Genomic DNA, 12,967 nt, shown 5'->3' on the forward strand with positions numbered 1-12,967 from the left:
ACTCCTAAATCAAGTTCTTAGCGGACAGGAAGTCAGCGATCTTCTTCGCTGCGTCCTGTGGGTTAGGCTCCGAAATAACTTCGCCGGCGGTGCGCGGCGGGCGCTTCTCAGCGGCCACCACGGAGGTCGTCGGCGCGATGGCCTCGATGCCCAGGTCAGTCAGGGTGAAGGTGGTGATTTCCGCCTTCTTAGCTGCCATAAGGCCCTTGAAGTTGGGGAATCGCGGCTTGTCGCTCTTATCGTTCACCGTAACGATCGCCGGCAACGGCGCCTCAAGTTCCCAGGTGCCGCGCGCATCCTCGCGGGTGCCCTGCAGGGTGCCGTCAGCTAGCTCTACCTTGTGCAGGCCGGTAAGCGCCGGCAGCTGGCGGTATTCGGCGAGCAGGCCGGCAAGCAGGCCGGTGGAGGCGTCGGAAGCCTCGGCGCCGGCGGTGATCAGCTGGACGTCGTCAAGCTTGTTAAGCGCGGCGTTGAGGGTCCACGCGGTCGATAGCGCGTCCGCTCCGGCCAAGGAATCATCGGAGACGAGCACGGCATCGTCGGCGCCCATGGCCAAAGCCTTACGCAGTGCCTCGTCGGCTTGGGCCGGCCCCATCGTCAGTGCTACGACCTTGTAGCCCGCATCGGGGTTATTGTCGCGCAGGCGCAGGGCTTGTTCCACGGAGTACTCATTAACCTCATCAATGACGTTATCCACGGAGGTGCGATCCAGGGTGTGGTCATCGTTCAGAGACTTGGTAGACCACGTATCCGGCACGTGTTTGACCAGAGCCACGATAGTTGGCATTGGGCACTCACCTTTCCGATATATTTATGTTGCGTAATTATCCTCGGACGATGATACTCGGGGTTGACACAGCAAGGCGATTCCCTGTGAGCCAATTCGCGTAATGATGACCGCAAATGGTTTCTTGCCCTTCAGCTTCATCTTCTTCCGCAGCTGGTCAGGGTCCACTTCTACCCCGCGTACAAGGATTTCTAGGCTTCCCGCATCATAGGATTTAAGTACGGATTTTAATCTCTTTAGGGGTACTTTTTCTATGAATGGAAATCCCGAAGTCCCCTCCGGAATCCTCTCCCCTGTCAGGTATGCGATGCGCGGATCGATTTGATGCAGCCCTTCCCTTGCCGCGTAGTGCTGGACCAATCCCGCTCGAACGATGGCCCCATCCGGGTCGATGAGGTAACTGCCAATGTCTCCAGCATCGGGTAGGTTGTCTGCGTGGTCATCGAGGACATCTAGCTTGCCTCCGCGAATCACCACTGCCCTTCGGCCGCTGCCAAGGCCTGGGGTATAAAGGCAGGCTTCTTTTACCCCGCCATCGACACTCGCGACGGTAACGAGGCCGTCCCACTCGCTAAAATCAAGGCCAGGCGCGCACTTGATGGCCAGCTCCTTGTCGCGATGCTTATCGACGACCTCCGGGAGCGGTGGCACCAAATCCTCCGGCCGCGTGATTCGCCTGCCACCGGCGCGGCGGGCTGGGTCTGCAAGGAGAACATCGGCAGTGGTAGTAGTCGTCAGCGCATCCGCGCGGAAAATCTTGGCGGAAGAAAGGTTATGCCTGGCCATTCTTACCCGTGATTCATCCAGGTCTGAGCCAAAATAGTCGAGCGGAGAATTATAGCCTTCGGTGCCGATGGAACAGGTGACGTCGTGGACGCTGCGCACGCCCTGCTCGGCGAGGAATTTCGTCCGATACGCCGCCACTTCGATGGGGGTTGCTTGCTGGGCGGAGTCTGCGTCCATAAGCCAATCGTGCGGGAGCTTGCCGGAACTGCGGGCGGTTACCAGCTCCATGACGGCGCGCCCATACTCACCGAACTTAGCTTTGAGGATTTCGGCGTCTTTCAGCCGAGAAGCCTTGGTTAAGGTGAGGTCGAGGTGTGCTATGTCCTCTTGGCGCTCGGCAAGGAAGTCAACTTCTGCGGGGGTAAAACTCATATGCGGTCTATGGGGGTGGTGGAAAAGAATTCGCGATAACGGGGGTCCTCGCGGGGATCCCCAATGACGGGGCGCAGGTCCGAAAAGGACGCATCCTCTAGGACCTCTTGGACGGAGGAATACTTGCTCAGCCTTTGCATCTGTGCCCACGTGGGGATGGCAAGGCGCACCAGCCCGGCGCGCCAGCCGTCCAGGATGAGCTGCGGGGAGAACCATCCGGCATCGTCTGCTTCATCGGTATCCCCATCGGGTTCTTGGCCGGAGGGCAACACCCCAACGAAGAAGAAGGTGTCGAACCAATGGCTTTTTCCCTTTCCTACCCAGCGCGCCCAGGGAAGGAGCATATCGGCGTCGACACGCATGCCGTTATTGCTGAGGAATTCGGTAAAGGAAATGGTGTGGTTTTCTAGGAGTTTTCGCTCTTTGTGATAGCGCCGCGCATTGGAGACGATGCCGTCCTCGCGGATGGCGAGAAGGGTGCCGGCCTCCTCGAAGAGCTCGCGGGCAGCCGCAAAAACAAGAGCGTGGGCTTTGTACTTGGTCACGCCCATCCGACGGGCCATGGAGATGACGGACTTTCCGGCCCATAGCTCGCCCGAGTCCCAGGAACGTGGTGGAAAGTCGCGCGGATCTACGCCGCCGCCGGGAAAGACTGAATGCCCCGGGTAGTTGTGCATGGTGTGGACGCGCTCTTGTACCCACACTTCAAGACCGTCATCGCCGTCCCGCAGGAGCAGGACGGTTGCCGCCAGGCGCCCACCGTGAAAGCCGGTGGTATCGCTGGCGTCAATGGCATCGAGACGGTCATGAAAAGGATTGGTCATAGAGAAGCTCGGCGGGCGAAGTATCGCTGTCCAATGCGGTCCACCTGAATGGGCTGGTGGAAGGCGCGAGTCAGGTTTTCGGAGGTAAGGACGGAATTAATCAGTCCTTTTGCCACAACTTTACCCTCATCCAACAGCATGGCGTGGGTGAAGCCATAGGGGATCTCCTCCACGTGGTGGGTGATCATGACAATCGCTGGGGCATCGGGGTCCATGGCTAGATTGCCAAGGTATCCCACCAGGTCTTCGCGGCCTCCCAGGTCCATTCCGGCGGACGGCTCATCGAGAATGAGCAACTCCGGGTTAGACATGAGTGCGCGTGCGAGGACGACGCGCTTCTTTTCTCCCTCAGACAGGGTCCCCCAGGTGCGCTCTTTGAGGTGGGTGGCGCCAACTTGGGCCAAGATGTCATCCGCGCGGGAGAAATCCATGTCCTGGTATTCTTCGCGCCAGCGGCCTAGCACTGCGTAGCCAGCGGAGACAACTAGATCGTCCACGCGCTCAGTGTCCGGAATCCGCGATTGCACCGCCGCGGAGGAGATGCCAATAAGCGCGCGCAGATCGCGCATGTCGGTTTTGCCGATTTGCTCCCCCATCAAAAAGGCGGTGCCTTTCGAGGGGAACTCTTCGGCCGCAGCCATGCGCACCAGCGAGGTCTTGCCCGCGCCATTGGGGCCAATAATGACCCAGCGCTCATCGAGCTCTACTTGCCAGTCCACGGGCCCGACGAGGGTCTTGCCGCCGCGGCGCAGCTCGACGCCGCGAAAATCTACGAGCCAATCTTGATCAGTGGGAGTTACGTCGTTCACGCCTTCCATTGTGACTGATTTGTTCTTTGCCCGGTGAAACTGACACAGCTGCATTAGTCTTATGGGCATGACTACTCGCCTTGGTATTGACGATGTCCGCCCGCTTATCTCCGCCGGTTCTGTAGCTTCCAAAGCAGTTGTAGGCGAGGTAATTCCTGTCACCGCCCTCGTCTGGCGCGAGGGCCACGACGCGGTCTCGGCAACCTTGTCTGCGTGGGCGGCACGGACCACGGCTACCTCCTCGGTCACCATGCAGGTTGATCCCGATGACCAGGACCGCGTGCACGGCGTATTTACCCCGGGCACCCAAGGCACCTGGTACTTCCGCGTCGATGCCTGGTCCGATCCCATCGCCACGTGGAAGAACGCGGTAACCAAGAAGATGGCGGCTGGGCAATCTGCCGCGGAGCTGGCCAATGACCTGCAGCATGGCGCGGAGTTGTTTTCTCGCGCGGCTCTGCAAACCCCGTCGGATGTGGTGGAACCGCTCTTTGCGGCAGCTCGGGACTTGGAGGATGAGTCCTTGGACGTCGATAAGCGCGTGCAGGTAGCGCTCTCGGAGGAGGTAACAGGCATCCTGCACTCGCATCCCCTGCGCGACCTACTGGTGGAGGGCGCAATCCACGAGGTATATGTGGAGCGTCCCGCCGCACTCTATAGCTCGTGGTACGAGCTCTTTCCTCGCTCCACCGGAGGCTGGGATGAAGAGGGAAATCCAGTCCACGGCACTTTTGACACCACTGCCAAGGCACTGGAGCGGGTGGCCGATATGGGCTTCGACACGGTGTACTTTCCGCCCATCCATCCCATCGGCGAGGTACACCGCAAGGGAAAGAATAATTCGGTCGTGGCCGAGCCCGGCGATGTGGGAAGCCCCTGGGCCATTCAGGACCACTCCACCACCCATCCGGATTTGGGCACGATGGAGGATTTCCAGAAACTAGTCTCCCGCGCCCAGGAACTCGGCTTGGAGGTAGCGCTCGATTTTGCGCTACAGGCATCGCCCGACCATCCGTGGGCGAAGAGCCACCCAGAATTTTTCACCGTCCTTCCAGATGGCACCATCGCCTACGCCGAGAACCCGCCGAAGAAGTATCAGGATATCTATCCGCTCAACTTCGATAACGCCCCTGATGCCATCTACCACGAAATCTATGAGACCTTGATGATTTGGGTGGAAGCCGGTGTAAGTACGTTCCGCGTGGATAACCCACACACCAAGCCGGCAAACTTTTGGGATTGGCTAATTACCCGCGTACATGCCACCCATCCGGACGTCATCTTCTTGGCCGAGGCCTTTACCCGCGCGCCTCGCCTCTTCGGTCTAGCGAAGGCAGGTTTTTCCCAGTCCTACACCTATTTCACCTGGCAAACCTCCAAGCACGAGCTCACCCAATTTGGCCAGATGCACGTCGACCAAGCAGATATCTGCCGCCCCAACCTCTTTGTTAATACCCCGGATATCCTGCACGAGTCCCTGCAGACCGGCGGGCGTGCCATGTTCGCCATTCGCGCTGTCCTAGCCGCGACCATGTCACCGCTGTGGGGCGTGTACTCCGGCTTCGAACTCTACGAGCACACCCCGGTAGCCCCAGGCTCCGAGGAATATCTCGACTCTGAGAAGTACGAACTGCGCCCGCGCGATTTTGCGGCGGCGGTTGCATCGGGAGATTCCCTTGAGTCCTATATCCGGCTGCTCAACCAGATCCGCCGCGATAATCCCGCTTTGCAGCAACTGCGCACCCTGCGGTTCCATGACACCGACAATGAAGCCATCATTGCCTATTCGAAGGCGGATCCAGCCTCCGGCAACGTAGTCCTCATTGTGGTCAACCTGGATCCGCGCAATGCGCAGGAAGCCACCGTCACGGTAGATATGCAGGCTATCGGCCGCCACCCCGGCGAGTCCTATACCGTCCAAGACACGATTACCGGCTCTGCTTACCACTGGTCCGAGCGCAACTTTGTGCGCTTAGAGCCGCTTCGCGACGTCGCCCATGTCTTCGTCCTTCCCCCTGCCGACCACGCCCTCCAGGAACAGCTCACCTGGCGCGTAGTTAGCGACTATCGCCCGTAAACATTCGCCCACCGGACCGCACTCGAACTAGGTACTCTGATTGTATGACTATCCCGGCCGCTGATCTCGCTCGCCTCAATGACTGCCGCCACCATGACCCGCACGGTTTCTACGGCTGGCACGACGGTACCGTCCGCACCCGCCAACCAGGCGCTACCGAGGTGCAGCTGCACACTCCCACGCAATCCGTGTCCATGGATTCGGTGGGCGATGACATCTGGGAGGCGGAAATTGGCGATAACTGCGATTACCGCCTAGAAATCTCCTATCCGGAGGCACCTACGCGCACCGTGGCAGACGGCTATCACTTCCTTCCCACGGTGGGCTCGCTGGATCTGCACCTGATTGGCGAAGGCCGCCACGAGCGCCTCTGGGATGTCCTCGGCGCCAACCTGCGTTCTTATGACACCGAAATGGGTACCGTATCCGGCGTCTCCTTTGCCGTGTGGGCGCCCAATGCCCAGGGAGTTGCCGTCGTGGGCGATTTCTGTGGCTGGAACCCCACTCAGTATCCGATGCGTTCTTTAGGATCTACCGGCGTATGGGAGGTCTTCGTTCCTGGTATCGGTGCTGGCGAGCACTATAAGTTCGCCATCTTTAGCCACGAGGGCCGCAAGGACAAGGCCGATCCCCTAGCCAAGCGCACCGCCTGCCCGCCGGAGACGGACTCCATCGTGGATTCCACCAGCTTCGCCTGGTCCGACTCCGCCTGGATAAACAAGCGCACCGGAAACCTCGATGTCCCGATGAGCATCTATGAGGTCCACGTCGGCTCGTGGAAGGTCGGGGCGAATTATAACCGCCTTCGCGAGGAGCTCATCCCTTATCTCAAGGAGCACGGTTTCACCCACGTCGAGCTCTTGCCCGTGGCCGAGCACCCCTTCGGCGGATCCTGGGGATACCAAGTCTCTGGCTACTACTCGCCGTCTGCGCGTTGGGGCTCGCCGGATGAATTCCGAGAGCTGGTCAATGCCCTGCACGAGAATGGCATCGGCGTCATCGTGGACTGGGTGCCAGCCCACTTCCCCAAGGATGATTGGGCCTTGGGTCGCTTTGATGGCCAAGCTCTCTACGAGCACCCCGATCCCCGCCGCGGCGAGCAGGCCGATTGGGGCACCTATGTCTTTGACTTCGGCCGCAATGAGGTCCGCAATTTCCTCGTGGCCAACGCCCTATACTGGGCCGAAGAATTCCACATCGACGGCCTGCGAGTAGACGCCGTGGCTTCCATGCTCTACCTAGACTATTCCCGCGATGAGTGGCTGCCCAACCAACATGGCGGCCGCGAGAACCTAGAGGCCGTGCAATTCCTGCAGGAAACCAACGCCACCCTCAACCGCACGCATCCAGGCGTACTCACCATTGCTGAAGAATCCACCTCCTGGCCGGGCGTTACCGCCCCCACCTCTGAAAACGGTCTAGGCTTTTCCCTGAAATGGAATATGGGCTGGATGAATGACACCTTGGAGTACTTCAAGCACGAACCCATCCACCGCTCTTATCACCATGGCGAGCTCACCTTCTCCATGGTCTATGCCTATTCTGAGCGCTACGTGTTGCCGTTTAGCCACGACGAAGTAGTCCATGGCAAAGGCTCGCTGTGGCAGCGCATGCCTGGCGACGACTGGAATAAGGCCGCCGGACTGCGCGCTCTATATGGCTACATGTTCTCCCACCCCGGCAAGAATCTGCTCTTCATGGGCCAAGAATTTGGCCAAACCACCGAGTGGTCCGAGGAGCATTCCGTGGACTGGAGCAACCTCGACGGTTGGGGTAGCGAATGGCACCAGGGCATTAAGCGCCTCGTGCGCGATATCAACCTCATCTACCGCGACACCCCAGCTTTGTGGAGCCAGGATTTCAGCCAAGACGGCTTCCAATGGGTCAAGGCCGATGACTCGACGAATAACGTGCTGGGTTACGTCCGCTACGGTGCGGACGGCTCCGCGCTACTCGCCGTGTGCAACCTTTCTGGCTCTTCCATCCCCAACTATGGCCTCTGGGTTCCACAGGACGGCGAATGGCAGATGGTACTCAACACCGATGACGCCGTCTACGAAGGCGCTGGGAACCCACTTCCCCAGCACATTCACGTGGCGGAGAACTCCGCCACGCTTCACCTACCGGCTAACTCGGTGCAGTGGTACGTACTGGAGAAATAAAACGCCTATCGCTGCGCGCGTAGGAACTCCACCACGCGCGCTTCGATGTCATCGCGAAGCGCATCCATGCGCTCTTCGCCCTCCAAACCACGCAGTGAAGGATCCTCGATGTCCCACCGCTGCGCTGGCCCCTCATATTTCGCATCACCTACTACAATGACGTGGTCGACAGCGGCAGCCAGGTGAGGATCCACTAGAGCAGGGGTACCAGTCATTTCTGCGCCCACCTTCGCGAGGGAAGCTTTGGCTTCTTGATTGATGCCCTGCTGGGTATGCTCCGGGGTAGTTTGCACCCCAGCCGAGTAAATATCCCAGTCAGGCGCATGCTTGGCGGCTAGTGCCGCAGCCATCTGCGACTTGCCGCGATTTGTATTACACAGGAAAAGCACTGATGTCATGCTTTTATACTACCCGAGCTAGTACAAGGCACTTGCCAGCTTGGTGCGAGCTTCCATCACACGCGGGTCATTGCCCTCAAAGAGTCCGAAGAGCTCCAGCAAGCGCTCGCGCAGGCGTGACTTCTCATCACCAGCCGTTGTCTTCATAGTCTCGATGAGGCGATCAAAGGCCTTTTCTGGGGCTCCGGCTACCACCTCGGCGTCGGCAGCTCGCATTTGCTTATCGACGTCCCCTTTATCCCCTTCCGCGGCCGCAATCGGGTCCTCGGTCTGGTTGGCAGGATCGAGGCGCTGGAGCAATACGGTGGTGTCGCGCGCCTGTTTGATCTGCACATTATCGGGCTCGGATTCCAAGATGGAGTTGTAGACGTTGAGAGCGCCATCAAAGTCGCCGGCGTTCAAGAAACTTTCTGCTTCCTGGAGACGCGGATCCTCTTCTTCCTCTTGTGGCTGTTCCGATGCCTCATTGCCTTGCAGGCCCTTCAGCTGTGGTCCAACATTTTGCACCAGGGTATCGACCCATTGCTTTAGGGCGTCTTTGGGTTGCGCACCCTCAAAGTTCGTTAGTGGCTGCCCAGCACCCAAGGCCACGACTGTCGGCAGATTCTTAACACCAAAGGCCTGCGCAACCTGCGGAGTAGCATCCGCATCCACGTAAGCAACCAAGAAGCTCAAGTTTCCTTGCGCGGCCAAATCCGCAAGGTCCGTCTTCAACTGCTCCGACTGGGTAGAGCGAGCAGTACCGATGAGAACCACGACCGGAACTTCCGTAGACCGGCGAACCACATCTTGATCGAAGTTGGCCTCGGTCACCGTGAAGAAGGGCTGGACGCCGGCGGCACTTGTCTGCGGCGATTCCTGCGCCTTCTGCCGGGCCTCGGCTCGCGCCTTGACCTGGCTGAGGTCGAGCGCTCCTCCTACATAAGCATTATTTGGTGAAGTCATCTAGTCCTCCTTTGCAAGGCGGCGGTTAACCGCATCTACTTTGTCCGTTAGCTGATTAGTTACGCCTTCGCGAATATCGGCCTTGACCACCAAAGAAGTGCGTGGGGAAACCGCACGCACTGCATCGGTAGCCTTTTTAATCGTGTCAAAGACCTCGTCCCATTCGCCTTCTAGCAAGGTGAACATGGCATTAGTCTCGTTGGGCAGGCCGGATTCGCGGACTACGCGCACAGCCTCGGACACGGCATCGGCCATTTCTTGGGAGTCATTATTGACCACCGCTGGGGCTACAGAAAATGCAACAATCATGCCCGCTAGTCTACCTACGCTCCCAGCAGTGGCGGTGCCAATGCCGGCGATCGTCGCCCTGGCGGCCCACGTCCCGCGGCCAGGCGACGATGTGTGCCACCCCGGGCGGAATGTTTTGGTTACAGCCAGGGCACAAGTAGTACTTCTGAGCGCGAGCAGAACCAATATGCCGCATGACGTAGGGTTCGCCGTGCGTCCAGCTTGGTCCCTCGACCGTTTGCGAGCCCAGAAAGGTTGAGCCGTCCTTAGGCAGGGATCGGATCTCTATGGGTTTGCGTCTATTTCGCCGTGGCATTAGAACAGTCGCAGTTCATTCGACTCGAGGCCGCGCAGCTCTTGGTAATCCAGTACGACGCACCGAATGCCGCGGTCCTCAGCCAAGGTACGAGCTTGCGGCTTGATTTCCTGGGCCGCAAATACACCGGACACAGGGGCGAGAAGCTCATCGCGGTTAAGCAGCTCTAGATACCGTGTCAGCTGTTCTACGCCATCAATGCCACCGCGGCGCTTTACCTCGATGGCGACGTTATTATTGTTCTCATCCTTCGCCATGATGTCCACAGGACCGATGGCTGTAGGATATTCGCGGCGCACCAAGGTGTAGCGCTCGCCCAAGGTATCAATCTGGTCCGCCAAGAGCTCCTGTAAGTGAGCTTCGACGCCATCCTTGACTAGGCCTGGATCCTCGCCCATGTCATAGGAGATTTCTTCATGAATCTCAGCAATGGTGATACGCAACTGCTCGCCCTTGGGGTTTTCCACCAGCCACAAAATTTCGCCGGTGTCTTCCCCGTCGAGGTCCTCAATCGCTGACTCCTTCAGGGTGCACGGGGGTGTCATCCAGTTGAGCGGCTTATAAGCGCGGTCGTCGGCATGCACGGACACGGAACCGTCCGCTTTGACGATGAGCAGGCGGTCTGCCATCGGCAGGTGGGCATCCAAGCGGCCCACGTAATCTACTGAGCATCGGGCGATTACTAAACGCATGTTCTCTACCCTAGCGGGTGGAGTTATCGCTTGGATTGACGGGTAGCGCGCTCGCGCAATTCTCGGAAGTCAAAGCGCTGCTGGCGCTTTGATGGAGCGGCCTCCACCCACGCCCCGAAGGCCATGATGCCGTGTGCGTCCGACGCCAGCTCATATTCTTTTCCCTTGGCCCGAAAGCGAATGACCTCGGTGGCAGCGGACATAAAAGAAGCCTCGTCATCATCAAGCGGGCGGGTGCTCACTACTTCGATGTCGAGGCGGTTGATGCGCAGATCACAGCGCGGAGAGACAGAACGGAGCTTGAAATACTCCACAAATTCGCCTTCATAACGCAACGAACCATGGCGCCAGGAAAGGGAATTCTTAGCCGGAACTCGGCGCAGGAGGACTGAAGTACCGCGCGATCGCACGGTGAAAAAGCGAAGCGCAGCCAGAAAAATAACTAGCAGCAGGGCCACTGCAAGGGCCCACAGAAGCACTGCAACCACCGTTGAATTCATGGGCCTTTTCACGCCATCCTCGCTCTGTGGAGAAACTGATTCTTTGGATTGTAGCGCCTTGAAGGGCCTACACGCCAATAAGAAAAGACAAAGAAAAAACGAAGAAGGCGCACCGGCTATAAACCGATGCGCCTTAAGAGAGCAGGAAGGGCGGCTATTGCTGCCCTCTCCTACCAATCCAAGGGATTAAGCCTTGGCGCGGCGAACTGCACGCTGTGCGGCCTCGCCACGGGACTTGGTGAGCTCGTGCTCAGAAGCGAAATCCTTCTGAGCCTTCTCCTCATCCACCTCATTGGACCAGATGGCCCAATCAGCGAGGACGGTAATCTTGTCCTGGGTAACGGAGAGGAAACCACCCTGCACGGCGGCGACGCGGCGCTCGCCGTCCACTGGGTGGATGGTCACCACGCCATTATCGATCAGCTGACCGATCATTGGCTCGTGACCGGGAAGCACGCCGATCTCACCCTCGGTGGTCTCAGCCGTGACCATGGAGGCCTGTCCAGACCACAGCAGGCGCTCGACGGAAACCAATTCGGCGGTGATGTCAGCCATGTGCCTCTCCCTACTTCTCGTTCAACTTCTCGTATGCAGCCTTGACGTCGTCCAAGCCACCCAAGCCGTTGAAAGCCTGCTCTGGGTAGTGGTCAAACTCGCCATCGCAGATGCGCTCGAAGGCATCGATGGTCTCAGACAGCGGCACGTAAGAGCCCGGCAGGCCGGTGAACTTCTGTGCGACGAAGAAGTTCTGGCCCAAGAAGCGCTCGATACGGCGGGCACGCTGAACGGTGACCTTATCCTCCTCGGACAGCTCGTCCATACCAAGGATGGCGATGATGTCCTGGAGTTCCTTGTTCTTCTGCAGAATACCGATGACGCGCTGTGCAACCTCGTAGTGCTTCTCGCCAACGATACCCGGCTCGAGGATACGAGAGGTAGAGGTCAGCGGGTTCACTGCTGGGTAAATACCCTTGGAAGCAATAGCACGGTCCAGCTCGGTGGTGGCGTCCAGGTGAGCGAACGTCGTTGCCGGAGCCGGGTCGGTGTAGTCATCGGCAGGAACGTAAACGGCCTGCAGGGACGTAATGGAACGGCCCTTGGTCGAGGTAATGCGCTCCTGCAGGACACCCATCTCATCAGCCAGGGTTGGCTGGTAACCCACAGCGGAAGGCATACGACCCAGCAGGGTCGAAACCTCGGAGCCGGCCTGGGTGAAACGGAAGATGTTGTCGATGAACAGCAGCACGTCCTGGTTCTGCACATCGCGGAAGTACTCCGCCATGGTCAGGCCGGACAGAGCCACGCGCATACGGACTCCTGGCGGCTCATCCATCTGGCCGAAGACAAGTGCGGTATCTTGCAGCACGCCCATCTCTTCCATCTCCAGGAAGAGGTCGGTGCCCTCACGAGTACGCTCGCCGACGCCGGCGAAGACGGAGGTACCGGAGAACTCACGGGCGATACGGGTAATCATCTCCTGAATGAGAACGGTCTTACCCACACCTGCGCCGCCGAAGAGGCCAATCTTGCCGCCCTTAACGTACGGGGTCAGCAAGTCAATGACCTTAATGCCAGTCTCCAGAATCTCGGTCTTACCCTCGAGCTGGTCGAACGCTGGCGGCTCGCGGTGGATGCCCCACTGCTCACCATCGCGGCCGAGACCCGGCTCGTCGAGGCAGTCACCGAGGGCGTTGAAGACGTGGCCCTTGACGACGTCGCCGACCGGCACGGAAATTGGCTTTCCGGAGTCGATGACCTCTGCACCGCGGACGAGGCCGTCGGTCGGTGCCATGGACACGGTACGGACAAGGTTGTCACCGAGGTGCTGAGCGACCTCGAGGGTGACGGTCTTTGCAACAGCTTCGAGCTTAATGTCGACGTGCAGTGCGTTGTACAGGGCCGGCAGTGCCTCACGTGGGAATTCCACGTCCACAACCGGACCGATGACGCGCACGACACGACCGGCGACTGCCGAAGACTGTGCATTCTGCTCTTGCAGAGCTGTAGTCAT

At 59.1% G+C, this 12,967-nt stretch carries 14 protein-coding genes; 2 read left to right on the top strand and 12 right to left on the bottom strand.

Going from position 1 to position 12,967, the window contains the following annotated elements; genetic code table 11:
- Positions 1-4: 4 nt before the first annotated feature.
- Genes ACKFRY_RS09355 through ACKFRY_RS09370 form a run of 4 tightly spaced genes read right to left on the bottom strand, consistent with a single transcriptional unit; the run spans position 5 to position 3,587 of the window.
- Positions 5-787: an electron transfer flavoprotein subunit beta/FixA family protein gene (locus ACKFRY_RS09355; RefSeq protein WP_408921221.1), complete on the bottom strand. Its 783-nt coding sequence runs from the start codon at positions 785-787 to the stop codon at positions 5-7.
- 24 nt (positions 788-811) lie between these two features.
- Positions 812-1,945: a THUMP-like domain-containing protein gene (locus tag ACKFRY_RS09360; protein ID WP_408922734.1), complete on the bottom strand. Its 1,134-nt coding sequence runs from the start codon at positions 1,943-1,945 to the stop codon at positions 812-814.
- On the bottom strand, positions 1,942-2,769 hold the full coding sequence (locus ACKFRY_RS09365) for an NUDIX domain-containing protein (RefSeq protein ID WP_150851146.1): 828 nt from the start codon (positions 2,767-2,769) through the stop codon (positions 1,942-1,944). Before ACKFRY_RS09365 ends, ACKFRY_RS09360 begins: the two co-directional genes overlap by 4 nt.
- Positions 2,766-3,587, bottom strand: coding sequence for an ABC transporter ATP-binding protein (locus ACKFRY_RS09370; RefSeq protein ID WP_005327654.1), 822 nt, complete (start codon positions 3,585-3,587; stop codon positions 2,766-2,768). Before ACKFRY_RS09370 ends, ACKFRY_RS09365 begins: the two co-directional genes overlap by 4 nt.
- 58 nt (positions 3,588-3,645) lie before the next feature.
- On the opposite strand from ACKFRY_RS09370, the gene ACKFRY_RS09375 reads away from it, so the two are divergent.
- Complete coding sequence (locus ACKFRY_RS09375; protein ID WP_250412346.1) at positions 3,646-5,655, top strand: maltotransferase domain-containing protein; 2,010 nt, start codon at positions 3,646-3,648, stop codon at positions 5,653-5,655.
- Positions 5,656-5,699: 44 nt separating this feature from the next.
- Entirely contained in the window at positions 5,700-7,817 is a 2,118-nt protein-coding gene (gene glgB / locus ACKFRY_RS09380) for a 1,4-alpha-glucan branching protein GlgB (RefSeq protein WP_408922735.1), read from the top strand.
- Positions 7,818-7,822: 5 nt separating this feature from the next.
- On the opposite strand, the gene ACKFRY_RS09385 is transcribed toward glgB, so the two are convergent.
- The 8 genes from ACKFRY_RS09385 to atpD all read right to left on the bottom strand — a co-directional run bounded on the left by ACKFRY_RS09385 (position 7,823) and on the right by atpD (position 12,967).
- Positions 7,823-8,215 (bottom strand): low molecular weight phosphatase family protein, encoded by a 393-nt coding sequence (locus ACKFRY_RS09385; RefSeq protein ID WP_179386387.1) that lies wholly within the window; start codon positions 8,213-8,215, stop codon positions 7,823-7,825.
- An 18-nt stretch (positions 8,216-8,233) separates the two neighbouring features.
- Positions 8,234-9,160 carry a co-chaperone YbbN gene (locus ACKFRY_RS09390; RefSeq protein WP_408922736.1) on the bottom strand — a complete coding sequence of 309 codons (927 nt, stop codon included), beginning with the start codon at positions 9,158-9,160 and terminating at the stop codon, positions 8,234-8,236.
- Positions 9,161-9,469 (bottom strand): thiamine-binding protein, encoded by a 309-nt coding sequence (locus ACKFRY_RS09395; protein ID WP_005323373.1) that lies wholly within the window; start codon positions 9,467-9,469, stop codon positions 9,161-9,163.
- 10 nt (positions 9,470-9,479) lie between these two features.
- Positions 9,480-9,764 (bottom strand): hypothetical protein, encoded by a 285-nt coding sequence (locus ACKFRY_RS09400; RefSeq protein WP_408922737.1) that lies wholly within the window; start codon positions 9,762-9,764, stop codon positions 9,480-9,482.
- The gene (nucS, locus tag ACKFRY_RS09405) at positions 9,764-10,456 is read right to left on the bottom strand and encodes an endonuclease NucS (protein ID WP_250410351.1); all 693 of its coding nucleotides are present in this window, start codon (positions 10,454-10,456) and stop codon (positions 9,764-9,766) included. The genes ACKFRY_RS09400 and nucS overlap by 1 nt, the downstream gene beginning before the upstream one ends.
- Before the next feature lie 23 nt (positions 10,457-10,479).
- The gene (locus tag ACKFRY_RS09410) at positions 10,480-10,956 is read right to left on the bottom strand and encodes a DUF2550 domain-containing protein (protein ID WP_408922738.1); all 477 of its coding nucleotides are present in this window, start codon (positions 10,954-10,956) and stop codon (positions 10,480-10,482) included.
- A gap of 186 nt (positions 10,957-11,142) precedes the next feature.
- Positions 11,143-11,511, bottom strand: coding sequence for a F0F1 ATP synthase subunit epsilon (locus tag ACKFRY_RS09415; RefSeq protein ID WP_005323377.1), 369 nt, complete (start codon positions 11,509-11,511; stop codon positions 11,143-11,145).
- Positions 11,512-11,521: 10 nt separating this feature from the next.
- Complete coding sequence (gene atpD, locus ACKFRY_RS09420; protein ID WP_005323378.1) at positions 11,522-12,967, bottom strand: F0F1 ATP synthase subunit beta; 1,446 nt, start codon at positions 12,965-12,967, stop codon at positions 11,522-11,524.

This window comes from Corynebacterium tuberculostearicum (genome assembly GCF_046097255.1).
Classification (GTDB): domain Bacteria; phylum Actinomycetota; class Actinomycetes; order Mycobacteriales; family Mycobacteriaceae; genus Corynebacterium; species Corynebacterium tuberculostearicum_J.